Below are 22,264 nucleotides of genomic sequence, written 5' to 3' on the forward strand. Positions count from 1 at the left end.
GTGCGCGCGCCGCCACAGGGCGCCCTCTGCCCGCAATCCACATCGCCACGGCCACGCCTCCGCCGCGCGATGGTCACGATCTTGATCGACAGGGTAGCCACCACGATTGCCCGTTCCGGGCCGCCAGCGTCAGGGTCGCCTTGCACGACATGAACCGCCTCAAGCCTTCGGCCCGAGCCATGCTTCCCCAGCCCGTGTCCCCCAGCCGCCGCGCGCTCCTGCGCTTCGCCGCCCTGTCGGGCGTCGCCGCCCTCGCGCCGGGGCTCGCGGGTTGCGTGGCCGACGGTCTCGTCACCGGCGCGGTGGGCGGCGCGGCGCCCGAGCGGCAATCCGCCCTCGACGTCAGTCCCGTCCTGCTGGTGGCCACCACGCGCAAGCCCGTCGGCACGCCGCCCAAGAGCCCGTATTTCAGCTCCGAGCGCGGACGCGGCCTGAGCTTCGCCGAGGTCCGGCTCTCGGCGCCCGACCGCTCGCTGATCGGCACGGTCTCGTCCGTGGTGACGGGTGACTGGTCCGTGACGGCGGTGCCGCAGGTCGAGACCGGTCCGGGCGCCGCCGGGGCCTTCGCCCAGGCGGCCTTCGGGCGCGACGTGCTGATCTACGTCCACGGCTACCGCGAGAGCTTCCAGTCGGCGGCGGTCAGCGCGGCCCGGCTCTCGGACGGCATCCGCTTCCGGGGCGCCTCGGCCCTGTTCACCTGGCCCTCGGCCGCCGCGACCTTCGATTACGGCTACGACCGCGAGAGCGCCCTGTGGTCGCGCGACGGGTTCGAGGACCTGCTCAAGGCCCTGGCGAACTCGCCCTCGGGCGGGCGCATCAACATCGTGGCCCACTCCATGGGCACCCTGCTGACGCTAGAGACCCTGCGCATGCTCCGGGCCGAGGCCGGCGAGGCCGCGATGGCGCGCATCGGCGCGGTGGTGCTGGCCGCCCCCGACATCGACATCGACCTGTTCACGAGCGCCATCGAGCGCATGGGGCCGGACGTCAGCAAGGTCACGGTGATCTCGTCGACCAAGGACCGCGCCCTCGAACTCTCGGGCGCCATCGCGGGCGGCGTCGTCCGGGCCGGGGCCGCCGACCGCGAGCGCCTGGAGGCGCTCGGCGTGCGCGTGGCCGACGCCTCGGATTACGGCGGGGGCTTGATCAACCACGACCTGTTCCTGTCGAATCCCGACGTGCAGGGCGTGGTCAAGCGCGCGATCGCGCGCGGCAGCGCCTGACGCCCGGCCCTTCGCCGCACCCTCGGGCGGCTCCAGCCTCGGCCGTCACTCTGGCCTTCACCCTCCGCCTTCACTCTTGGCCTCCAGCCCGTTCGCCCCTACACGGACAGCGGCCCTGCGCCACGAAGAGATAAGGATTCGCGATGTTCACACTCGAGATCGATGGCGTGGCCATCGCGGTCATCAACGGCTCCGAGGAGGTCGCCAACGATCTCTTCACCTGCGATGGCTTCAAGGACGACATCCAAACCATGAAGAGCGACGGCAAGGTGCTGTGGAACGGCACCTCCCCGCTCAAGATCCGCGCCGCCACCGAGGAGGAGGTCGAGATCTTCGAGGACGCCCTGGCCGAGGATGATTCCGAGGAGGACGAGCCCTTCGAGCCGGACGCCCACCACGCCCAGGCTTCCAACGACGACAAGGCCTCCAACGACGACGAGTCGGACGAGGACGATGAGGAGGACGATGCCGACATCGTGTTCCTGGTCGACATCGACGAGGATGGCGGCCTCGACTCCTGAGTTTTTGGACATTCCGGGGGGCTGGCCGCCCGTCCCTCGGAGGTCTTTTTCGATGACCCCGCCCCCTTCGGGCGGGGTTTTTCGTTTGGGCGGTCCGTGCCTTGAGTGCCGCGCGGGCTGAGCCGAGCCCAGATCCGCCATCCCGAAGGGATCGACCGATTTGGGTGTGATACCCTCCCGTGGACATGTCGCGCGGGGCGGGGGCTCATGACCGGGAATTTGAGGAAAGACATCCGCACGGATGCGGGGGTGAGAGCCACCCGAACCATCAGGATCGAAGGAAATCCGATTATCCGGCACGCATCCGCCGTCGTCGGCCGTTACGAGAAGTCGCGCAGCGGCCTGCAGAAACCGGAGACGATCAAGTCGCTGGAAGTTGAGGCCGGCACCTACGGTAAGATCCTGGATTACAACGACACGGAGATCCTGATCAAATTCCAGATCGGATCGACGCGCGATACGGCCTCGCACAACACCGTCTCGTTGTGGATCCTGGCGTCCCAGTTCGGCGCCGCGTGCGAGATCCTGAAGGAGGACGCCGACTGATCGCCGGACGCGATCGCGTCCCGGCTCCCTGCGGGGAGGAGGGCCGCCGCGGCCTCCGCGCAAGCGTGGTGCGCACCCGGCCTGCCGGGGCGCGGGGAGCCGTCAGTTCATGACCGGGCGCGCCGCCCGGATGGGAATCAGGCCGGGCGGCACCGGGACATCGCTCGGCGGCGCCGCGGGAGCCGCGAGACCGGCCTCGACCTTGCCCGCGCGCGGCTTGGCCGGCGCCGGACCGGCCGCGTCCGATCTGCTCGCGGCACCCCCCGACGCACCGGTCTTCTCGAGCGGGACGGTCTTCTGGGGCAGAACGGTCTTCTGGGTTGTTGGTAGGGTCTTGCCCGGCGGCACCGCCGCCTTGGGCCCGATCGCCCCCGTGGTCGCCACCTCCGGCATCGGCGCGATCGGGCTGTCGATGCCGTAGATGTCGTCGCGGAAATGCGCGCGGCCGTCCGGGGTGGCGTAGCCGGTCAGATACACGAAGGTCACGGGGATCTGCTTGGGCAGCTTGATGTCCAGGCGCTCGTTGGTGGCGATGCTGGTCTCGATCTCGATCGGGCCCCAGGTCGAGCCGGCGCCGTTGGGGCCGGGCGTGCCCTCCAGCAGCCAGCCCGCGAGTTCCTTGACCTGGGCGACGCGCACGCAGCCATGCGAGTGGAACCGGACCTCGCGGGCGAACAGCGATTTCGACGGCGTGTCGTGCATGTAGACCGCCTGTTTGTTCGGCATGTCGATGCGGACCTGACCCAGCGAATTGTCGAGGCCGGAATCCTGCCGCAGGGTGTAGTTCGCCGCCTTCTCGCTCGACCAGTCGATGGCGGTGGGGTCGACTTGCGTGCCGCCGGGCCCGAGGATGCGGATGCGCTCGCGGGCGAGGTAGCCCGGATCCTTGCGCATCTTGGGGATGATCTCCTTCTTGATGATGGAGACCGGCAGGGTCCAGGTCGGGTTGAGGTTCACGTCGGTGATGCGCGCCTCGATGCGGGGCGTCGCCTTGTCGGGCTTGCCCACCACGGCGACGTAGCGGCGCACCACCACGCCGTGGTCCACGGCCTCGACGGTGGCCGAGGGGATGTTCACCACCACGTAGCGGTCGCCGTAAGCGAAGTTCGAGCCGATCTGTCGGGCGGCGGAGGCGGCGAGCTGGCGCTGGCGCGTGGCCGCCGGCACGTTCAGCGCCGCCACGGTCTGGCGCCCGAGGAAGCCGGTCTCGGGTAGCCCGTGCCGGGCCTGGAAGCTTTTCAGCGCCACCACCAGGGGCGCGTCGAGAGCGTCCGACACGGGCGTGTCGGCGGCCAGGTCGCCCACGAGGGCGAGATGCTTGCGCAGCGCGGGGATCGCCGGATCGCGGGCGCCGGGCTTGACCACCAGCCCCGGCGGCAGGCTCGCCCAGCCGCCGGCATCGGCGAGCGCCTGATAGCGGTCGGCCATCTTCAGGGTGTCGAGGAAGGTCGCGGGGCTCAAGGTCGGCACCGGATCGGACGAGACGCGGGCGACGACGAGGGGCGGCAGCTCGCGCGATTTCTTCGGAGCCGCCTCCTTGGCCAGGGTCTCGGCGTTGGGCGTGCCCGCCGGCACGATGGCCTGGATGGCGGGCGTCGCCGGAGCGGCGGCGGCCTGGGGGTCGATGCGCGGGGCGTCGGCCTTCGGCGTGGCCTTCGGGGCCGCATCCACGGGGGCCGGTTCGGCCCGCGCCGCGAGGCCCAGGGGCGACAGGCTCGCGCACAGGGCGGTGACGAAGAGCGTGTGGCGCGAAAGCATCGCGAACCCCATAAACCGACAATCGCCTCCGACCATGCGGGGCGTTGGTTACCAATCCCCTGCCGGTTCGGACGCGCCCCTGACGCAGGGGGGCGCCCGCCCTACCTCAGGCGCGAAACCGCACACGGGAGCGTTCCCCACATGACGGACAGCCCAGATTCGCCCCGACACCCCGCCCTCCGCCCCGGCGCCGCGGCCGTCGTCACGGGAGCGGCGAGCGGCATCGGGCTCGCCGCCGCCACGCGCTTTGCCGCCGAAGGCATGGCCGTCTGGCTCGCCGACCTGCCCGGAGACGCCCTCGACGCGGCGCGCGAGACCGTGGCGGCGGCGGCCTCCGGGGGCGCGCCCGTCCGGGCCTTGCCCACGGATGTGGGGAATCGCGACGCCATGGACGCCCTGCGCGAGGCGGCCTCGGCCGACGGCCCTCCGGCCCTCGTGATGCTCAACGCCGGCATCGAGGCCGGCGGAAAACTGTTCTCGGATGCCGGGACCTGGGCGCGCATCCTCGACACCAACCTCTGGGGCGTGATCAACGGCATCCAGGCCTTCGCGCCCGGAATGATCGCGGGCGGGCAGCCCGGCGCCATCGTGGTCACGGGCTCGAAGCAGGGCATCACCACGCCCCCGGGCAACACGCCCTACAACGTGTCGAAAGCGGGCGTGAAGGTCGTCACCGAGGCGCTGGCGCACGAGTTGCGGAGCGGTGAGGGCGCGCGGATCAGCGCCCACCTGCTCATTCCCGGCTTCGTCTATACCGGCCTGACCAAGGCACGCGGCGTCGCCGAGAAGCCCGAGGGCGCCTGGACTCCGGACGAGACGGTGGCGTTCCTGATCGCCGGGCTGACGCGCGGCGACTTCTACATCCTGTGCCCCGACAACGAGACCACGCGGGCGCAGGACGAGACGCGCATCGCCTGGGCGGCCGGCGACATCGTCGAGAACCGCCCGGCCCTGTCGCGCTGGCACCCGGACCACGCCGAGGCGTTCCGCCGCTTCAGCGCGGGCTGAGCGGCCGCGCGGGGTTCCCGTGCCGGCACCCGCCATGCGTGGCGGACGCCTTGCATCGGGGTGCCGGTCGGCCGACACAGCGGATGCGAATCTCCGCAGCCCGCGCCTGCAGACCGACTTGCTTGCAGACCATCGTGCAAACCGAACGGGAGCCGCCCTTGGCCACCATCATCCCCGTCGCCTCCTTCGACTGCGTCGTCTTCGGCGCCACCGGCGACCTGACCACGCGCAAGCTCCTGCCGGCCCTGTATTACCGCTTCAAGGACGGTCAGATTCCGGGCACGAGCCGCATCATCGGCGCCTCGCGCTCGGAGATGAGCGCCGAGGCCTTCCGCGAGCGCGCCCGCGACGCGATCAAGCGCTTCGTGCCGGCCGATGACATCGGCGAGGACAAGCTCGCCGCCTTCCTCGATCACCTCGACTACGTGGCGGTGGACGGGGCCGGCGACGAGGGCTGGGAGGACCTCGCCGCCAAGCTCGCCGAGCGCCCGGACCAGGTCCGGCCCTACTACCTCGCCACCTCGCCCGACCTCTACGGCTCGATCTGCCAGAACCTCGCGAAGCACGGCCTGATCGGCGAGAAGTCCCGCGTCGTCCTGGAAAAACCCATCGGCAAGGATCTGAAATCGGCCCGCGCCATCAACGACGCCGTCGGCAAGGTGTTTCCGGAGGAGCAGATCTTCCGCATCGACCACTATCTCGGCAAGGAGACGGTCCAGAACCTGCTGGCGCTGCGCTTCGCCAACACCATCTTCGAGCGGCTCTGGACGGCGGACGTGATCGACCACGTCCAGATCACCGTGGGCGAGACCGTCGGCGTCGAGGGCCGGGCGGGCTACTACGACACGTCCGGGGCGCTGCGCGACATGGTGCAGAACCACATGCTTCAGCTCCTCTGCCTGATGGCGATGGAGAGCCCGCTCTCGCTGGACGCCAACTCGGTGCGCGACGAGAAGCTGAAGGTCCTGCGCGCCCTCAAGCCCATCACCCCGCACGACGTGCAGACCGTCACGGTGCGCGGCCAGTACGCGCCCGGCGCCGTCGGCGGCAAGCCGGTGGATGGCTACCGCGCCGATCTCGGGGGCGAGACCGACAGCCGGACCGAGACCTTCGTCGCCCTGAAGCTGGAGGTGCAATCCTGGCGCTGGGCCGGCGTGCCGTTCTACCTGCGCACCGGCAAGCGCCTGCCCCAGAAGCTCTCCGAGATCGTGGTGCAGTTCCGCGCCTCGCCGTTCTCGATCTTCCCGGCGGAATCCTTCGGGCGTGAGCCGAACCGCCTCGTCATCCGGCTCCAGCCGGAGGAGGGCATCAAGCTCGAGGTCATGACCAAGGATCCGGGCCCCGGCGGCATGCGCCTGCGGCCGACCAACCTCGACATCTCCTTCGAGGAGACCTTCAAGCAGCGCTATCCCGACGCCTACGAGCGCTTGCTGATGGACGTGGTGCGCGGCAACGCCACCCTGTTCATGCGCCGCGACGAGGTCGAGGTGGCCTGGGCCTGGGCCGATTCCCTGCTCAAGGCCTGGGCCGACCGGCCCGAGGCGCCGCGCCCCTACGCGGCCGGAAGCTGGGGGCCCACCGCCGCGATCGCGCTGATCGAGCGCGACGGCCGCACCTGGCACGAGGAGATCCGCTGAGCCGCGTCCGCCCGGGGAACGCCGAGCGCCGCCGGCCGGCGGTGCTCGGTCCTGTGCGCAGGCGCGCGGTATAGTTCCGGACTCCCTCGACAGGCCTCAGTCGGGCGATTAACAGAAGAGAGTATTGTTCCTATCCTCATCCAGACGTCGCGGACCCATGAACAAGATCGAGACGGGCCTCGGCATCAACCGGCGCTACCTCCACGATGAAGTCGTCGACCGAATGCGCGATCTCATCCGCTCCGGCGAGCTGGAGCCCCGCGCGCGGGTCAACGAAAGCGAGCTGACCGAGCGCTTCGGCATCTCGCGCACCCCCTTGCGCGAGGCGATCAAGATCCTCGCCACGGAAGGCCTGCTCGAATTGCTGCCCAACCGGGGCGCACGGGTCGCGAGCCTGTCGCAATCCGAGATCGAGGAGATGATCGAGGTGATCGCGGGCCTGGAGGCGACCGCGGCCGATCTCGCCTGCCGCATCATCACCGATGCCGAGATCGAGGGCATCTCGCGCGACCACGATGCCATGGTGGCCGCCTGGAAGGCCGGCGACGAGGGGATGTACTTCGCCCTCAACCGCGCGATCCACGAGGCGGTGATGCGGGCGAGCCGGAACGCCACCCTCGGGGGCATCTACGACAGCCTCTCGGGGCGCATCCAGCGCTCGCGCTACGCCGTCCACCAGACGCCCGAGCAATGGGCGCAATCCGTCGACGAGCACGAGCAGATGATCCGCCTGCTCCGCGCCCGCGACGGCGATGCACTCGCCGTGCTCATGCGGGCCCATATCCGGGCCCGCACCCCGGTGATCGCGCAGAATTTCGGCGCGGCGCGCCGCGAGGCGACGGCCTCCGAAGCCTGAAACCGAATTCGGTCGGTTTCGTCGGAACGGTGGATCGGGAATGCGCCGCGCAAGACGGTCGCGAGCCGGCGTCACGCTGTCCCGTCGCGCGCCTTCGCCTCCGGCGCGGCATCGTATCCGCTGATCCACTGCGCGTGGGCCTCGGTGCCCTTCGCATGGGGGCAGGCGTCACGGCCGAGTCCCTTGCCGGGCGCGTGGAAGCCCAGCGCGTAATGGTCGAGGTGATCGTCCGGCGGGTGTTGATGCATGACGTGAGCCTGGAGGCATGTCTCCGGGGGCTCGGACCCCGCGAGACCACTGCCATCCGTGATGATTCAGCGACCCGCCGCGCCGTCCGCGGACCCGGCCGCACCGGTCCCGGACGGCTGGGTCGCGATCGTCGAGCCCGTGGTCGCGCCGCGATTCTGCGTGTCTGCGGCCGAGGGACCGGTGGTCGACCCGCCCGCCACGTTTCCGCCCGAGCCGTTGCCGCCCGGTGCGCCCTGTGCCCAGGCGGCGCCCGAGACGGACAGGGCCAAGGCGGCGGCGGTGAGGGCTGCTGCGATGCGCACGGTGTTCTCCGTTTTCGTTTCCTCTGCGGCGTCACTCCCATCGCGGCCGATGGTTCTCCGGCAAGAGGCGCGGCCCGCATGCACCGAATACCTTGAACTGGACACATTCGATGAGCCGCTCTGCCAGGACGCAGGCCGTGGACAAGCGCGACGCTTCTTCGACGAATGTCAGCCCCTGGTCCGACACCCGGGCCAGGGGAGGCCATCGTGCTCGGCGAACCGCTTCCGAGTGGCTTTGACCTTGTTCGTTCGGCAACCTCAGGTTAATAAATCAATTAGATTAACCTGAAGTATGGGGAACGGCGGATTCATGGCCACGACAGTCACCCAGTCTATGTCCGCTCAGGAGGTCGCGACGGAGATTGACAGCTTCTACGCCAGGAATCCGCAACAGACAGTCGGATCTCGATCGAGGGACATCCGGACGGCTTACGGAAAAGTCTCTCCCTTGATGAGGATCAGTATTCCCTTCATCAAGGCGGCGGTCCTGGAGGTGCCCAGATACGGATCGAAGATCGCCGCGGGCCTGGATACGGTCTTGCTTCTGGCTGATACGGCGTGCCCCGTATCCGATCCTGCCCATGGCGATCACTCTGTGCCGAGGACGAAGCATCTCGTCAGTTTTCCAGGTGAAAGCAGCGAGCAGACCGATTACAGTTCATTCCGCATCGAGAATGGATATGGTCTGCTGAACAAGGTCGGGATCTCCGTCGCGCCGGGAGCGGAAGCGAATATCGACGTCGACTTCAAGACCTTGACCTTGACCGATCGGTCGGTTCGGCAATGGTTCGACAGTGTGAAGGGCGCTTTCGAGGGCGCTGGGACGCGCGCTCTGGAAGAAAAACATGCCTTCGGCGGGTTTTCTGGCAGCCTGCTCGCGGAGGTCTTCGGTTGCTTCTTCGGTGACGGGACTGACGATTACTACAAGAATCGAAGTGAGGACGTCGAGCTGTCGAATGATCTGATGCGCCAGGATTGTCTGAAGGCGCTGCATCAGATGCAGAAAACGTATATTCGGCTCACCGGTCGCATGGCGCTGACATCGACGGGTCCTGCTCCCGCCGAGGCGTTCGTCTTCGTCGAGACGACGACGATCACCTTCAATGATGGGACCGGAATATGTGTCGTCGACACGGCGAGTCCCATCGTGGCGGACCGATATGGTGACACGTCCGAAGTGTCCGGCAGGGGAACCATCCGGCCGCTTCCGATCGTCGGTTGAACGGCCATGCGACAACCGCCCGGCGTCCGACGCCTTAGCCGCTTCACCGAACCTCATCGGCTAGCCGCGATCGCTCGGTGAGGTTGCGGTGCCCGGTCGGCGGATGAGGGCACCGCGCACATACGCATGAGACTTCCGGCAGTCCTCAGGCCGCCCGCACGGTATCGAGGAAGCGGCTCACCGCGCCGCTGAGATGCTCGGATTCCCGAGACAGTTCGGAGGCCGAGGCCAGGACCTGGGACGCGGCGGCCCCGGTCTCCTCCGCCGCCCCGGCGACGCCGGAGATGTTTCGCGTCACCTCGCCGGTGCCGGTGGCCGCCGCGTTGACGTTGCGCACGATCTCCTGCGTCGCCGCGCCCTGCTCCTCGACCGCCGCCGCGATCGAGGTCGCGACCGCGTTGATCTCGCGGATGCGCCCGCTGATGCTCTCGATCGCCGTGACGGCGTGGCCGGTGGAGCCCTGGATGCGCCCGATCTGGCCGCTGATCTCCTCGGTGGCCCGCGCGGTCTGGTTGGCGAGTTCCTTGACCTCCGCCGCGACCACCGCGAAGCCGCGCCCCGCCTCGCCGGCGCGCGCCGCCTCGATGGTGGCGTTGAGCGCCAGCAGGTTGGTCTGGCCCGCGATGCTCGCGATCATCGCCACAACGTCGCCGATCCGCGCGGCGGCGGCGCTCAGCTCCTGCACCTGCGCGGCGGTGCGGGCGGTCTCGTCCACGGCGCGCTGGGCGAGGGTGGCCGAGCCGTCGACCTGCCGGCCGATCTCCCCCACCGAGGCGCCGAGTTCCTCGGCCGCCGCCGCCACCATGCCGACATTGGAGGCCGCCTGGTCCGCCGCCGCCGCGACGGTGCCGGATTGCGCCGCCGTCTCGGCGGCGGTGCCGGCCATGCTCTGCGCCGTGGCGCGAAGCTGGGTCGCGGCCGCCGTCACACGGACGAGGATGCCGCCGACGGCGCCCTCGAAGGCGTCTGCCATCTCGCGCATCGCGGCCTTGCGCTGCGCCTCGGCCCCGGCACGGGCAAGCCGGCTCTCCTCCTCCAGGGCGCGGCTGCGCACGAGGTTGGCGCGGAAGGTCTCGAGGGCGTCGGCCATGGCGCCGATCTCGTCGCGGCGCCCGACGCTCGGGATCTCGGCCTCGGCCCCGCCATCCGCCACCCGCCGCATCGCCCGCGCCATCGCGCCGAGGGGCCGGGTGACGCCGAGGATCGTATAGCCCATGGCGGCCAGCGCCATCAGGACCGAGAGGCCGAGCATGATCTGGGTGACCCGCATGGCGCTGGCCTGCTCCGCGCGGGCGGCCGTCCCGGCCGCCTGGCCGGCCTCGCTGTTCATGGCCACGAGCTTGCGCATCGTGGCGCCGGTGGCGAGGTAATTGGCGTTCATCGCCCCCCGGAAGACCGTCAGGATCTCGTCGCGCCGGGCCGCGTCGAGGGTCTGGAGGTGGCTCCAGTCCTGGTTCATCTGGCGGAGCTTGGCGGTGGCGTCGTCGTAGAGGGCCCCTTCCTCCGGCGAGCTGACCAGGGCCTTGTAGGCGGTGCGCTTCGCCTCGAGTTCCCGGGTCAGCGTCGCCGCCTGGGCGATGCTGTTGGCGCGCTCCTCGGCCGTGTCGGCGATGACGTAGCGGAACTGCCAGAGCCGGATGCGCATCACCAGCGCGTTCATCGCGTGCGCGGCATCGACCGAGGGGAGGACGTTGTCCGACAGGGCCGTGATGCGGTCGCCGATGCTGTCGACCTTGGCGAGCGAGATCAGGCCCTGCCCGGTGGTGATGACGGCGAGCAGGCCGAAGAGGCCGATGAGCGTCGACTTGAGGGAAGGGCGCATGATGGGGTGCCGAAATACCGCGTCGCGAGGGACAACACGTTCCCGGGTATGGGAGGGACCTTAAGATTGGCTTGCGCAAACCTTGCCGGGATCGAGCCACGGCGGAAAGATTTCAGATCCGACAGTGTCTTGGCCGGGATTTACGGTTAGGAAAAGCGGCGCTCGGAACGCGATTTCCGGATCAGGCGGCGGCGTTGATCGAGCGCAGGCCCGCCACGAGGTCCGAGAAGCGGTCGCCCTGCACGATGACATGGGCGCGCAGCAGGTCGGACGCGCCCGCCTCGTCGCCCGCCACGATGGCGGCGACGATCGCCGCGTGCTCGGCCAGGGATTGGCCGAGCCGGTTCCGCGCGCGCAGCTGGAGCCGCCGGAACGGCGCGAGCCGCCGGTGCAGCTGGCGCGCCTGCTCCTCCAGGAAGCCGTTGCGGCAGGCCCGGTACACCACCGTGTGGAAGATGTAGTTCTCCGCGTAGTAGGTCTCGGGGTCCCCGGCCTCGGCGGACAGGGCGCAGGCGGCGAGGGCCGCCTTCAGGGCGGCCTCGTCGTCGGGCACGAGGCGGCGCGCCGCGAGGCGTCCGCACGAGGCCTCGATCTCCGCCATCGTCTCGAACATCGCGATCAGGAGCTGCGGGTCCGGCGCGCTGACGATCGCGCCGCGGCGGGGCTTGACCTCCACGAGCCCGGTCATCGCCAGCTGAAGCAGCGCCTCGCGGATCGGCGTGCGCGAGACCCCGAAGCGCTCGGCGAGTTCGGTCTCGTCGAGCCGCGCGCCGAGGGCGAGGCGGCCATCCACGATCTCGGTCTCGATGGTCTGCCGGAGGCGCCGCGATTGGTTCATGCGCTGAGGTCCCAGCATGATTTTAATCCCGCCGACTCGCAAAAATCATCCGCCCACCATTATTCCCTCGCGTTGACAAAATATACAAGACGTCGTTTCATGTATAATCAAAGTGCGCCGCAGTATAAATGCTGCGCTGCAAAAACGGAGCGGCCCGAGGCCGCCCAGGAGTGACACGCCATGATGTTGACGCGCCGTGCCCTCGTTGCGGGCGGCCTCGCCGCCCCCGCCCTCCTGTCCCTGGGCTCGCGCGCCCGGGCCGCCACCACCCTGAAGCTCTCGCACCAGTTCCCCGGCGGCACCATCGACGAGGGTGATTTCCGCGATCGCATGTGCCGGAAGTTCGCCGCGATGCTGGCCGAGCGCTCGAAGGGCGCCCTGGAGGTGCAGGTCTATCCGGGGTCGTCCCTGATGAAGACGAACGCCCAGTTCGGCGCCATGCGCAAGGGCGCGCTCGACCTGTCGCTCTATCCCTCGCCCTATGCGGGGGGCGAGGTGGCGGAGATGAATATCGGCCTGATGCCGGCGCTGGTGAGTTCCTACGAGCAGGCCATCGCCTGGAAGAAGGCTCCGGTCGGCCGGAAGATCGCCGAGATCCTCGATGCGAAGGGCATCATCCTCGTCTCCTGGGTCTGGCAGTCGGGCGGCGTCGCCAGCCGCGAGCGGCCCCTCTACGCGCCGTCGGACGCCAAGGGCCTCAAGGTCCGCGGCGGCTCGCGCGAGATGGACCTGATGATGAAGCAGGCGGGCGCGGCCACCCTGTCGATCCCGTCGAGCGAATCCTACGCCGCCATGCAGACGGGCGCCTGCGACGCGGTCATCACCTCGTCCACCAGCCTGATCTCGTTCCGCCTGGAGGAGCTGGCGAAGTCCCTGACCTCGGGCCGCGAGCGCTCCTACTGGTTCATGCTGGAGCCGATCATGATGTCGAAGATCGCGTTCGAGCGCCTGCCCAAGGACCAGCAGGACCTGATCATGGCGATCGGTGCCGAGCTCGAGCCCTTCGGGCAGGCCGGCGCCAAGGCCGACGACACCAAGGTCGAGGAGATCTTCGGCAAGGCCGGCGCCAAGGTCCAGAACCTTGACGAGAAGACGCTGGGCCAGTGGCGCGACATCGCCCGCGACACCGCCTGGAAGGACTTCGCCGGCAAGTCCGCGAGCTGCGCCGAGCTCCTCAAGCTGGCGGAGCAGGTGTCGTGAGCCACGCCTTCGACGCGGCCTCGGCCGCTTCAGAGACCGCGCAGGCTGTGCCCGAGCCCCGGATTCCCGGCGTGCTCGGGCATCTCGACCGGGGCATGAAGGCCATCAACCGGGTGATCATGCTGCTCGGCGGCCTCGCCCTGGTCTGCGCCTGCCTCGTGCTCAGCTACAGCGTCGTCGTGCGCTACGCCCTGCACGAGCCCACAGACTGGCAGGACGAGATGGCGGTGTTCCTCATCGTGGGCGCGACCTTCTTCTCGGCCGCCGCCGTGCAGGCCAAGCGCGGCCACGTGGCGATCGAGGCGCTGAGCGGCCTGCTCTCGCCCCGCGTCAACCGCGCCCGCCTGCTGATGGCCGACATCGTCAGCGTGGTGTTCGTGACGTTCTTCGCCTGGAAGAGCTGGACCCTGCTGCACGAGGCCTGGGTGGACGGGCAGGTCTCGCAATCCTCCTGGGGGCCGCCCCTTTGGATTCCCTACGCCCTGATGGCGGTGGGCATGAGCTTCCTCGGCCTGCAATTCGTGCTCCAGATCGTCGAGGCGCTGACCTACGGCCCGCGCGCGGCCGGCTGGGCCGACCCGAAGGTCGGCCTCGGCGCCGATCTCGGCAAGAAACCCCTCACCACGGGCACCCATCCATGAGCGTCGCGGCCATCGGCTTCCTCTATGCGGGCGCGACGCTCAGCGCGATGCTCGCCGGCATTCCCATCGCCTTCGCCCTCGGCTTCGTGGCGCTGGCCTTCATGTATGTCTTCATGCCCGGCGCCTCCCTCGATACGGTGGCGCAGAACGTCTACGAGGAGATGGCCTCCATCACCCTGCTGTCGATCCCGCTCTTCATCCTGAAGGGCGCGGCGATCGGCCGGTCCAGGGCGGGCCAGGACCTCTACTCGGCCATGCATGCCTGGATGCACCGCATCCCCGGAGGGCTCGGCATCGCCAACGTCTTCGCCTGCGCGCTCTTCGCCGCCATGGCGGGCTCCTCGCCCGCCACCTGCTCGGCCATCGGCTCGGCGGGCATCCCGGAGATGAGGAAGCGCGGCTACTCGCCGGGCTTCGCCGCCGGCATCATCGCGGCGGGCGGGACGCTGGGCATCCTGCTGCCGCCCTCGATCACCATGATCCTCTACGCGGTGGCCGCCGAGCAGTCCCTGGGCCGCCTGTTCCTCGCGGGTATCGGGCCGGGCCTGCTCCTGGTCGGCCTGTTCGCCACTTGGTCGGTCTACCGCTTCCGCGCGGAATACGCCGCCGCCAAGCAGGCCTACGAGCGCCACGGCACGCCCTCCGCCATCCTGGCCGAGGACACCTACAGCATGCGCCAGCGCTTCTCGACGCTGCCGCGCGTGCTGCCCTTCGTCATCCTGCTCACCGGCGTGATGATCGCGCTCTACGGCGGCTACGCCACGCCCTCCGAGACGGCGGGCCTCGGCGGCCTCCTGGCGCTCGGCCTCATCGCGATCATCTACGGCGTCTGGCGCCCCAGGGACGTGAACCCGATCCTCGCCGCGACCCTGCGGGAATCGACCATGCTGATGCTGATCATCGGCATGTCGCTCCTCTACGCCTACGTGATGAGCTACCTGCACATCTCGCAATCGGCGGCCTCGGCCATCGTGGCGATGCAGCTCTCGCCCTGGGTGCTGCTGGTGACGATCCTCGGCCTCGTGATCCTGCTCGGCTTCTTCCTGCCGCCGGTCTCGATCATCCTGATGACGGCGCCGATCATCCTGCCACCGCTGAAAGCCGCCGGGTTCGACCTCGTCTGGTTCGGCGTGGTGATGACCATCACCATGGAGATGGGGCTGATCCACCCGCCGGTGGGCCTCAACATCTTCGTCATCAAGAACATCGCCCCCGACATCCCGCTCAAGGACATCATCTGGGGCACGCTGCCCTTCGTGATCCTGATGGGGATCGCGATCCTGATCCTCTGCCTCGTGCCCGGCATCGCCATGTGGCTGCCGAACTGGCTCCTGCCCACCACGCGCTGAGCCCGCCGGCCCCGGCCCCCGCGAACGGGGGCCGGGTTTCGTTCACGCGGAGAGAAAATGCCCGTCATGAGAAGCGCCCGGTTCGGTCTCCTCCTGCTCGCCGGTCTCGCGGGCCCGGCCCACGCCGAGTCGGGCGAGGCGGCGGAGTACGCGCCCCGCGTCGAGATCCGGGCGTTCGAGAGCCTCACCCTGTCCGACGCGCAGTTCCTGAGCGGCAACGGCGAGGGCGCCAAGCCGGTCACCCTCGCGGGCACCCTGCGCATCGCCCGCGCGGGGAGCGAGCGCCTGCCGACCGTGATTCTGATGCACGGGTCCGGGGGCCTCGGCGGCAACATCGAGTTCTGGCAGCGCAAGCTGAACGCCGGGGGCTACTCCACCTTCGCGATCGACGCCTTCAGCGGCCGTGGGCTCACCAGCGTCAACACCGACCAGGCGCTGCTGGGCCGCACCACCATGGTCCTCGACATCTACCGCGCCCTCGAGGTGCTGGCCCGGCATCCCCGCGTCGATCCCGAGCGGGTGGCGATCATGGGGTTCTCCCGCGGAGGTCAGGCGGCGCTCTATGCCAGCCTGACCCGGTTCGACGCGGCCTGGAACCGCTCGGGCATCCGGCCGGCCGCCTACCTGCCGGTCTATCCCGACTGCTCCATCGCGTTCCTCGGCGACACGGAGGTCTCCCCGAGTCCGATCCGGATCCTGGCCGGGGGCGACGACGATTACAATCCGGCCGCCGCCTGCATGGCCTATCTCGATCGCCTGTCGGCGGCGGGCCGCAAGAACGTCGCCATGGAAGTCTACCACGGCGGCCAGCACGTCTTCGACAATCCCATCGGCCCGACGACGCCCATCGTGGCGGCGGGCGCGCAGACGGTGCGCAACTGCGCGCTGCGCGAGGAAGCCGGCGGCCGGATCGTCAACGCGCGGACGGGCGCGCCCTTCGCCTACACGGATGCCTGCGTCGAGACGGGCCCGCATATCGGCTCGGATGCCGGCCTGCGCGCCAAAGCCCTGAAGACCACCCTCGACCACCTGAACGCCGCCTTCGCGGCCCGCTGAGGCGGCGCAGCGACGGGGGCCGAAGGTTCGACACTCGCGCATTCTCAGGAGGCGCGCGTGCGGACCGGCACGGGGTTCAGCCGGCCTGTCCTCGTGATCAAGATCTTAGGCTTGGTACTCACCAGTGATGTCCGCAAAGGGTGGATTTCAGGCCGCCCGCTTTCGAAACATAGAGATATCAAAGCAGACATAACCTCGGAGACCGCTCGCGGCCCCTTGCCGCTTCTCTAAAAGTCCGCCCCCGAGCTGTCGAGGCAAATACTAACTACCAGATTGAGCAGGTTTCTGCCGGACCCCTTCTACGCAGCAGGGGGATAAAGTGGGCACCACGCCATCTCGCACGCAATATAGCTAATTAATTCTTGCGACAGCCATCTGTCACGGTTGTGATATAAGCCCTTACTTCTTGCGGATTGCAAACGAGAACTAACTTTGGGATTCGCCGGTGAACAATTGCAATTGCATCGGAGTGACCCATTATCCTAACCCGGTAGCCTGTGATACGATCTGCTTAACAGAAGCCTTGGATGGCTCCTCCCCGGCGTCATATGGTTAAAGAGTAAGATGCTAAGTCGTATCGACATAGTGAACTTTCGATCTCTGCAGAATTTTCACGCCCCAAAAGTAGGGCGAGTAAATCTGATAGTAGGGCGAAATAATTCGGGAAAGAGCTCTGTTTTGGAGGCCCTTCGAATTTATGCCGGCGGCGCTACCAGATCATTGTTGGAAGAGATTGCTCATGAGCACGATGAGCAAGCTTATTATTTCGACGAAGAAACCAGTTCCGCAGGGCAATTTCCATTTACCAATTTTTTTACTCGCCAAGAAGGCCATTCGAAAACTAACAGGATCGAAATCGGAAATCGCGCCGATGATAATTGCCTGATGAGTATAGATAGAGCATTTTTTAAAGAAGTCGAAGAACTATACGTTTCATCATCTTCTCAGAAACAGCTGACCCGAACCAAGTATACAAAGGTTACCGATAATGAATTGTCGTCGCATCAAGGCCTTCTTCGGCCCGGCCTAGAGATAAAAAAGGGCGGTCGCCAACGTCGCTTGTTTCTTGATCATACGCCACGAAATTATCGGCCAATGGAAGTTATCAAGCCGGAAAACTATTCTTACATACCGTCGAGGACAGTTCAAAACGATGAACTCGCTCGTGAATGGGATAAAATCCTATTCACTGCAAAGGGCGATTTGGTCATGTCAACCATTCGTTATGTCGCCCCCGATCTAGAAGCTCTCGCTTTCATCGAGTCTGAAAATTTCCTCTCTCCAAGGATAGATGGTAGATTAGATTTTAGTTCGCGTGAGAACCGTCGTATTCCAGTGGTGAAACTAAGAGGTATATCTGGAACGATGCCGCTGAACAGCTTAGGTGACGGCGCATTTCGCGTCTTCAACCTAGCCATGAAAACAATCAACGCACAAAATGGTCATCTTTTAATCGATGAGTTTGAGAATGGAATTCACTATAGCGCTCAGAAGAAGCTGTGGGAATTTATATTTGAAATGAGCAAAAGATTTAATTTTCAGGTTTTTGCTACGACCCACAGCTGGGATTGTATATCCACTTTCTCTGAAGTGGCAGTGCAAGACGAGCAAGTCGAAGGAATGCTATTCCGAGTCGGGAAAAGCGTTAGATCGTCTGATCGAGGAAAAACGATCGTAACGAGCTTTGATGAAGGACAGCTATTTGGGATTCAACAGTCTGATCTTGAGGTAAGATAATGCGCCAGGATCGCGTGCTGTTGGTTGAGGGTCCGAACGACAAATTTTTTTTCGAAGCGATGTGTCGGTCTTTAGGCCTTTCAACGATTGTCAAAGTTGCTAGTCCGCAAGATATTGCTGGCCCAAAGGTATTCAACAATAAGGGCGGTATATTTAAAATATTGCCTTTGCTAATATCTCAGATGAATGATGGGAGTATAGCAAGTCTTGGAGTGATCGTCGACGCTGACACCTCGGCCACCCATGGGATGGGCGTGGAAAAAACGCTTGAGCTTTTTGCACAAAAGATTGAAAAAGATGGATTCCGCGACAGAAGACGAGTGGGTGATCAGGGCGGTTATGTTTTCAAGAACAATGATGGCTTAGGCGATATCGGATTGTGGATCATGCCCGATAACCAATCTGAAGGCATGCTCGAAAATTGGGTCTATTCTACTGCACGCGGAAGCGAACGCGCTGATATTGCTCACGCGGAAAAAGCAATTGCAACCCTACCAGGGCAGATAAAATTCAAGGAAATTCACCGTATTAAAGCAATCACGTCTGTTTGGATGTCTTAGCAGAAGGTACCTGGTCAAGGGATCAAGCAAGTCGTAACAGATGATCTGTTGGACAGCGGTCACGAACTGCATCAGCGTTTCGTGGCGTGGTTAAAGGGCCTCTTCGCATAGGACGTCGCCTCACGATGCTCTGTCAGCTAATTGGCTGATATATAGTTCAAACTTATACGCGCTACGTGTTCATGAGCGGCGTAAAGAAGGGCCGTGAGGTCCGACGCATAATCGGAGGCCGCTAAGGGGGCGGATAGGAAGCTATTCGGGCTCATTTGGCGTCGGCACTGACGCGATTCATTTCGATTCGCATGAAGTACCCTTATTGTTGCGCCGCAAGGAAAGCTCCATAGCGGCTTCTTCGGAACAATGACATCATCGGTACCCACATCTCAATCGGGTCGAATACAGGATTTCCGCTTCCGGGCGGAGGGATAAAGCCAGCTTTACACGTGGAGCCGACGGTGCGGGACCGTCAACGAACAACCGCTTTGGGTGAGCACCCGTGTCGCTCCCGCCGGCTAGGTTGGGTCGGATGCAGCCACGCCGACACCTCGGCACAGCAGAGCAACGCCGAACACGGCAGCGTCCCATTCTGGCAGTTCGGTCGGACCTCGGGCGGTACCGCCCGCCGAAATCCTCGGCGGCCCGACCGCGCGCGGCGGGGCGAGCGCTCCGCCGTCTCGCCGCGCCGGGACCGATCGCACCAGGCGCGACCTATCCCGCGAGGATCGTCGCGAGGACCTGACGGGCGCGCTCCAGGTCGTGTCGCGCCTCCGCCTCGGCGGCCTCGGCCTGGGCGAGGCGATGCACGGCCTGCAGCAGGGGCGAGCCCTTGGCGAGGGCGGTCAGGGCCGCGACGGTCTCAGGGTCGATCGCCACGAGGTGCGAGGCGTCGCCGAGCAGGAGCGCGATCCGGTGCTCGCAATGCAGGCCCTCCCGTCCCTCCGTGCAGGTGCAGGTGAAGCGGAGGCCGCGCACGGTCTTCGTGGCCTCCATCCGGTGCAGGACATCGCCATCGGGACCGCGAACGGAAAATGCCAGCGCGGTCATCGGGGCTCCTGTCCTGCTTCCGGCGGACGACATGCGGCACGTATACCAGACCGCGTGCGCCGGAGTCCCGCCGCCGACGGACGCATGCGCGCCGCCCGCGCCCGAGCGGATCAGTCGAGCAGCGCGACGCTCTTCACCGCGGCGTAGACGGGCAGCCCCGGTCTCAGCGCCAGTTCGGCGAGCGAGCGGCGCGTGAGACGCGCGACGAGGCTCGCGCCCGCGCAATCCAGGCGCAGCTCGACCATCGGATCGGCGTCGGCCGAGGGGCCGATCTCCGCGACGGTGCCGGCCAGGATGTTGAGCGCGCTCGTTCCCTCCGGCCTGCGCAGGCTCAGCGTGATGTCGCGGGCCGAGACGAGGATGCGTAGGGAGGCCCCCACCGGACGGTCGAGGAGAGGCAGGTCGAGCGGACCGGCGCGCGTCGCGAGCCGCGTCAGCGCGAAGGCCGGGTCATGCCCCTCGACCGTGGCCGACAGCACGGCGCCGGCTTGCCGGGCGCCGCGCAGGGTCGACACGTCGAGCCGGGCCGTCACCGCGTCGACCGGGCCGCTCGCGACGACGCGCCCTTCCTCCAGCACCACCATGCGGTCGGCGAGCCGGGTCACCTCGGGCAGCGCGTGCGAGACGTAGACGATCGGGACCCGGGCCGCGTCGCGCAAGCGCTCCAGGAAGGGCAGGATCTCGGCCTTGCGCGTCTCGTCGAGGGCGGCCAGCGGCTCGTCCATCAAGAGAAGGCGGGGGCGGGCGAGGAGCGCGCGGCCGATCGCGACCCGCTGCCGTTCGCCGCCGGAGAGGCCGTTCGGGCGGCGGCCGAGCAGGGGCGCGATCCCGAGGAGGTCGATCACGTCGTCGAAGCCGATCCCGTCCGAGGCCCGCGCCAGGCGCCGCCCGAAGAGGAGGTTCGCGCGCACGCTGAGGTGCGGGAACAGGCGGCTGTCCTGGAACACGTAGCCGATGCGGCGGCGGTGCGGCGGCACGAAGCGCCGCGCGCCCGTGTCGACCAGGGTCTCGCCGTCCAGGACGATCCGGCCCCGGTCGGGACGGATGAGGCCGCCGATAAGGTTGACGAGCGTGGTCTTGCCGGAGCCCGAGCGCCCGAACAGGGCCGTGACCCCGCCCGGCGTCTCGAAGGCGGCATCGAGCCGGAACGCGCCCTGCCGGTGCTCGACCGCGACCGAGAGCGCGCTCATGCGGCGAGGCGGCGGGCGACGCCGCGCGCGAGGAGTTCGGAGAGCACCAGCGCCACCATCGAGACGGCGATGGAGATCAGGGTCAGCCGCATCGCCCCGGCCTCGCCGCCGGGCACCTGGGTCAGGGTGTAGATGGCCGAGGGCAGGGTCTGGGTCTCACCGGGGATGTTGGACACGAAGGTGATGGTGGCGCCGAACTCGCCCATCGCCTTGGCGAAGCAGAGCACCAGGCCGGCGAGGATGCCGGGCAGGATCAGCGGGAGCGTCACGAGGGCGAAGACTTGGAGCGGGTTCGCCCCGAGCGTCCCGGCCGCCTGTTCGAGCCGGACGTCCACCGCCTCGATCGAGAGGCGGATGGCCCGCACCAGGAGCGGGAAGCCCATGACCGCGCAGGCCAGGGCCGCCCCGGTCCAGCGGAACGAGAGCACGATGCCGAGCTCCGCCAGCGCCGCCCCGAAGGTGCCGCGCCGGCCGAAGGCCAGGAGCAGGAGGTAGCCGGTCACCACCGGCGGCAGCACCAGGGGCAGGTGGACCAGCATGTCGAGCACGGTCTTGCCCCAGAACCGGCCGCGCGCGAGCAGGTAGGCCACGCCGAGGCCGGGCCCCAGGCTCGCCAGCGTGCCGGTGCCGGCCACGAGCAGGCTGAGCCGCAGCGCGGCCCATTCCTCCGGTGTCAGCCAGTCGGTCACGGCCGGGCGGCGGCCGGACGGTCGAGCACCGTGAAACCCTGCTTCTCGAAGGCGGCCCGGGCCGCCGGCCCGCGCAGGTCGGCGAGGAGAGCCGCCGCGTCGGGGTTGACCGAATCCTTCGTGATCGCCACCGGGTAGACGATCGGCGGGTGGCTGTCGGCCGGGAAGGTGGCGACGACGCGCACATTGGCGTCGGCGGCGGCATCGGTGGCATAGACGATGCCCAGCGGCGCCTCGCCGCGCGAGACGAGGAGGAGCGCCGCGCGCACGCTCTCGGCCTGCGCGACCCGGTCCTTCACGCCCGCCCAGGCGCCGAGCTTCTCCAGCGCCGCCTTGCCGTACTTGCCGGCCGGCACCGCCTCGACGTTGCCCATGGCGAGCCGGCCCGAGCCCAGGGCCCCGGCGAGGTCGAGGCCCGGCCCCATCCTGACCTCCGCCCTCGACTCCTTCGGCGCGATCAGCACGATGCTGTTGGCGAGCAGGTTCACCCGCGTGTCCGGCCGGATGAGATCCTTCTTGGCGAGGTAGTCCATCCAGTCGAGGTCGGCCGAGAAGAACAGGTCGGCGGGCGCGCCCTGCTCGATCTGCTTGGCCAGCGTGTTCGAGGCCGCGTAGGAGATCTTCGGGGCCGGCTTGCCCGTCTTTCCGTAGGCGGCGGCGATCTCGTCGAGGGCGTTCTTCAGGCTCGCGGCGGCGAACACGGTCGCGGGCTCCGCCGCCCGTGCCGGGACGGCGCCCGTGAGGCAGGGCGAGACGAGGCCGACGACGACGAGGCCGGCCAGGAAGCCGGCGCGGGTGAGGATACGCATCGGGAAG

At 67.4% G+C, this 22,264-nt stretch carries 22 protein-coding genes; 13 read left to right on the forward strand and 9 right to left on the reverse strand.

Annotated features, from left to right (window positions below; translation table 11 throughout):
- Positions 1 to 179: 179 nt before the first annotated feature.
- The 3 genes from MKK54_RS17140 to MKK54_RS17150 all read left to right on the forward strand — a co-directional run bounded on the left by MKK54_RS17140 (position 180) and on the right by MKK54_RS17150 (position 2,290).
- A complete protein-coding gene (locus MKK54_RS17140; protein ID WP_244012409.1) occupies positions 180 to 1,223 on the forward strand; it encodes an alpha/beta hydrolase in 1,044 nt (347 codons plus the stop codon).
- Positions 1,224 to 1,366: 143 nt separating this feature from the next.
- On the forward strand, positions 1,367 to 1,744 hold the full coding sequence (locus tag MKK54_RS17145) for a hypothetical protein (protein WP_244012410.1): 378 nt from the start codon (positions 1,367 to 1,369) through the stop codon (positions 1,742 to 1,744).
- Positions 1,745 to 1,951: 207 nt separating this feature from the next.
- Positions 1,952 to 2,290, forward strand: coding sequence for a hypothetical protein (locus tag MKK54_RS17150; RefSeq protein ID WP_244012411.1), 339 nt, complete (start codon positions 1,952 to 1,954; stop codon positions 2,288 to 2,290).
- 102 nt (positions 2,291 to 2,392) lie between these two features.
- On the opposite strand, the gene MKK54_RS17155 is transcribed toward MKK54_RS17150, so the two are convergent.
- On the reverse strand, positions 2,393 to 4,048 hold the full coding sequence (locus tag MKK54_RS17155; RefSeq protein ID WP_244012412.1) for a murein L,D-transpeptidase: 1,656 nt from the start codon (positions 4,046 to 4,048) through the stop codon (positions 2,393 to 2,395).
- Positions 4,049 to 4,189: 141 nt separating this feature from the next.
- Between MKK54_RS17155 and MKK54_RS17160 the strand changes: the two genes are divergently transcribed.
- The 3 genes from MKK54_RS17160 to MKK54_RS17170 all read left to right on the forward strand — a co-directional run bounded on the left by MKK54_RS17160 (position 4,190) and on the right by MKK54_RS17170 (position 7,549).
- Positions 4,190 to 5,056, forward strand: coding sequence for an SDR family NAD(P)-dependent oxidoreductase (locus tag MKK54_RS17160; protein WP_244012413.1), 867 nt, complete (start codon positions 4,190 to 4,192; stop codon positions 5,054 to 5,056).
- A 158-nt stretch (positions 5,057 to 5,214) separates the two neighbouring features.
- Entirely contained in the window at positions 5,215 to 6,693 is a 1,479-nt protein-coding gene (zwf, locus tag MKK54_RS17165; RefSeq protein ID WP_244012414.1) for a glucose-6-phosphate dehydrogenase, read from the forward strand.
- Between the two features lie 157 nt (positions 6,694 to 6,850).
- Positions 6,851 to 7,549 (forward strand): GntR family transcriptional regulator, encoded by a 699-nt coding sequence (locus MKK54_RS17170; protein ID WP_244012415.1) that lies wholly within the window; start codon positions 6,851 to 6,853, stop codon positions 7,547 to 7,549.
- A gap of 71 nt (positions 7,550 to 7,620) precedes the next feature.
- Here the strand turns inward: MKK54_RS17170 and MKK54_RS17175 are convergent, their stop codons facing one another.
- On the reverse strand, positions 7,621 to 7,797 hold the full coding sequence (locus tag MKK54_RS17175) for a ribosome modulation factor (protein WP_244012416.1): 177 nt from the start codon (positions 7,795 to 7,797) through the stop codon (positions 7,621 to 7,623).
- A gap of 66 nt (positions 7,798 to 7,863) precedes the next feature.
- Positions 7,864 to 8,100 carry a hypothetical protein gene (locus tag MKK54_RS17180; RefSeq protein WP_244012417.1) on the reverse strand — a complete coding sequence of 79 codons (237 nt, stop codon included), beginning with the start codon at positions 8,098 to 8,100 and terminating at the stop codon, positions 7,864 to 7,866.
- A 310-nt stretch (positions 8,101 to 8,410) separates the two neighbouring features.
- Here MKK54_RS17180 and MKK54_RS17185 point away from each other — a divergent pair, with 310 nt between their 5' ends.
- Positions 8,411 to 9,322 (forward strand): hypothetical protein, encoded by a 912-nt coding sequence (locus MKK54_RS17185; RefSeq protein ID WP_244012418.1) that lies wholly within the window; start codon positions 8,411 to 8,413, stop codon positions 9,320 to 9,322.
- 145 nt (positions 9,323 to 9,467) lie between these two features.
- Here the strand turns inward: MKK54_RS17185 and MKK54_RS17190 are convergent, their stop codons facing one another.
- On the reverse strand, positions 9,468 to 11,144 hold the full coding sequence (locus tag MKK54_RS17190; RefSeq protein WP_244012419.1) for a methyl-accepting chemotaxis protein: 1,677 nt from the start codon (positions 11,142 to 11,144) through the stop codon (positions 9,468 to 9,470).
- A gap of 181 nt (positions 11,145 to 11,325) precedes the next feature.
- Entirely contained in the window at positions 11,326 to 11,982 is a 657-nt protein-coding gene (locus tag MKK54_RS17195; protein ID WP_244012457.1) for a GntR family transcriptional regulator, read from the reverse strand.
- A gap of 180 nt (positions 11,983 to 12,162) precedes the next feature.
- Here MKK54_RS17195 and dctP point away from each other — a divergent pair, with 180 nt between their 5' ends.
- The 6 genes from dctP to MKK54_RS17225 all read left to right on the forward strand — a co-directional run bounded on the left by dctP (position 12,163) and on the right by MKK54_RS17225 (position 18,525).
- Positions 12,163 to 13,182 carry a TRAP transporter substrate-binding protein DctP gene (gene dctP / locus MKK54_RS17200; RefSeq protein WP_244012420.1) on the forward strand — a complete coding sequence of 340 codons (1,020 nt, stop codon included), beginning with the start codon at positions 12,163 to 12,165 and terminating at the stop codon, positions 13,180 to 13,182.
- On the forward strand, positions 13,179 to 13,823 hold the full coding sequence (locus tag MKK54_RS17205) for a TRAP transporter small permease (protein WP_244012421.1): 645 nt from the start codon (positions 13,179 to 13,181) through the stop codon (positions 13,821 to 13,823). The genes dctP and MKK54_RS17205 overlap by 4 nt, the downstream gene beginning before the upstream one ends.
- Positions 13,820 to 15,172 (forward strand): TRAP transporter large permease, encoded by a 1,353-nt coding sequence (locus MKK54_RS17210; RefSeq protein WP_244012422.1) that lies wholly within the window; start codon positions 13,820 to 13,822, stop codon positions 15,170 to 15,172. Before MKK54_RS17205 ends, MKK54_RS17210 begins: the two co-directional genes overlap by 4 nt.
- A gap of 57 nt (positions 15,173 to 15,229) precedes the next feature.
- Positions 15,230 to 16,228, forward strand: a complete 999-nt coding sequence (locus MKK54_RS17215; protein WP_244012423.1) for a dienelactone hydrolase family protein — start codon at positions 15,230 to 15,232, stop codon at positions 16,226 to 16,228.
- A gap of 564 nt (positions 16,229 to 16,792) precedes the next feature.
- Positions 16,793 to 17,965, forward strand: a complete 1,173-nt coding sequence (locus tag MKK54_RS17220) for an AAA family ATPase (protein ID WP_244012424.1) — start codon at positions 16,793 to 16,795, stop codon at positions 17,963 to 17,965.
- A complete protein-coding gene (locus tag MKK54_RS17225) occupies positions 17,965 to 18,525 on the forward strand; it encodes a DUF3226 domain-containing protein (protein ID WP_244012425.1) in 561 nt (186 codons plus the stop codon). Before MKK54_RS17220 ends, MKK54_RS17225 begins: the two co-directional genes overlap by 1 nt.
- Before the next feature lie 708 nt (positions 18,526 to 19,233).
- On the opposite strand, the gene MKK54_RS17230 is transcribed toward MKK54_RS17225, so the two are convergent.
- The 4 genes from MKK54_RS17230 to modA form a co-directional block, all read right to left on the reverse strand.
- Positions 19,234 to 19,569 carry a hypothetical protein gene (locus tag MKK54_RS17230; protein WP_244012426.1) on the reverse strand — a complete coding sequence of 112 codons (336 nt, stop codon included), beginning with the start codon at positions 19,567 to 19,569 and terminating at the stop codon, positions 19,234 to 19,236.
- Between the two features lie 110 nt (positions 19,570 to 19,679).
- Positions 19,680 to 20,759 carry a molybdenum ABC transporter ATP-binding protein gene (gene modC, locus MKK54_RS17235; RefSeq protein ID WP_244012427.1) on the reverse strand — a complete coding sequence of 360 codons (1,080 nt, stop codon included), beginning with the start codon at positions 20,757 to 20,759 and terminating at the stop codon, positions 19,680 to 19,682.
- Positions 20,756 to 21,448 carry a molybdate ABC transporter permease subunit gene (modB, locus tag MKK54_RS17240; protein WP_244012428.1) on the reverse strand — a complete coding sequence of 231 codons (693 nt, stop codon included), beginning with the start codon at positions 21,446 to 21,448 and terminating at the stop codon, positions 20,756 to 20,758. Before modB ends, modC begins: the two co-directional genes overlap by 4 nt.
- Positions 21,445 to 22,257: a molybdate ABC transporter substrate-binding protein gene (gene modA / locus MKK54_RS17245; RefSeq protein ID WP_244012429.1), complete on the reverse strand. Its 813-nt coding sequence runs from the start codon at positions 22,255 to 22,257 to the stop codon at positions 21,445 to 21,447. The genes modB and modA overlap by 4 nt, the downstream gene beginning before the upstream one ends.
- Between the last annotated feature and the right edge of the window lie 7 nt (positions 22,258 to 22,264).

The organism is Methylobacterium sp. J-068 (genome assembly GCF_022829445.1).
Lineage (GTDB): Bacteria > Pseudomonadota > Alphaproteobacteria > Rhizobiales > Beijerinckiaceae > Methylobacterium.

Coding starts and splice junctions, on each gene's coding strand:
- MKK54_RS17140 (WP_244012409.1), top strand. CDS start 180: ATGCTTCCCCAGCCCGTGTCCCCCAGCCGCCGCGCGCTCCTGCGCTTC.
- MKK54_RS17145 (WP_244012410.1), top strand. CDS start 1,367: ATGTTCACACTCGAGATCGATGGCGTGGCCATCGCGGTCATCAACGGC.
- MKK54_RS17150 (WP_244012411.1), top strand. CDS start 1,952: ATGACCGGGAATTTGAGGAAAGACATCCGCACGGATGCGGGGGTGAGA.
- MKK54_RS17155 (WP_244012412.1), bottom strand. CDS start 4,048: ATGCTTTCGCGCCACACGCTCTTCGTCACCGCCCTGTGCGCGAGCCTG.
- MKK54_RS17160 (WP_244012413.1), top strand. CDS start 4,190: ATGACGGACAGCCCAGATTCGCCCCGACACCCCGCCCTCCGCCCCGGC.
- MKK54_RS17170 (WP_244012415.1), top strand. CDS start 6,851: ATGAACAAGATCGAGACGGGCCTCGGCATCAACCGGCGCTACCTCCAC.
- MKK54_RS17175 (WP_244012416.1), bottom strand. CDS start 7,797: ATGCATCAACACCCGCCGGACGATCACCTCGACCATTACGCGCTGGGC.
- MKK54_RS17185 (WP_244012418.1), top strand. CDS start 8,411: ATGGCCACGACAGTCACCCAGTCTATGTCCGCTCAGGAGGTCGCGACG.
- MKK54_RS17190 (WP_244012419.1), bottom strand. CDS start 11,144: ATGCGCCCTTCCCTCAAGTCGACGCTCATCGGCCTCTTCGGCCTGCTC.
- MKK54_RS17195 (WP_244012457.1), bottom strand. CDS start 11,982: ATGAACCAATCGCGGCGCCTCCGGCAGACCATCGAGACCGAGATCGTG.
- dctP (WP_244012420.1), top strand. CDS start 12,163: ATGATGTTGACGCGCCGTGCCCTCGTTGCGGGCGGCCTCGCCGCCCCC.
- MKK54_RS17210 (WP_244012422.1), top strand. CDS start 13,820: ATGAGCGTCGCGGCCATCGGCTTCCTCTATGCGGGCGCGACGCTCAGC.
- MKK54_RS17215 (WP_244012423.1), top strand. CDS start 15,230: ATGCCCGTCATGAGAAGCGCCCGGTTCGGTCTCCTCCTGCTCGCCGGT.
- MKK54_RS17220 (WP_244012424.1), top strand. CDS start 16,793: ATGCTAAGTCGTATCGACATAGTGAACTTTCGATCTCTGCAGAATTTT.
- MKK54_RS17225 (WP_244012425.1), top strand. CDS start 17,965: ATGCGCCAGGATCGCGTGCTGTTGGTTGAGGGTCCGAACGACAAATTT.
- MKK54_RS17230 (WP_244012426.1), bottom strand. CDS start 19,569: ATGACCGCGCTGGCATTTTCCGTTCGCGGTCCCGATGGCGATGTCCTG.
- modC (WP_244012427.1), bottom strand. CDS start 20,759: ATGAGCGCGCTCTCGGTCGCGGTCGAGCACCGGCAGGGCGCGTTCCGG.
- modA (WP_244012429.1), bottom strand. CDS start 22,257: ATGCGTATCCTCACCCGCGCCGGCTTCCTGGCCGGCCTCGTCGTCGTC.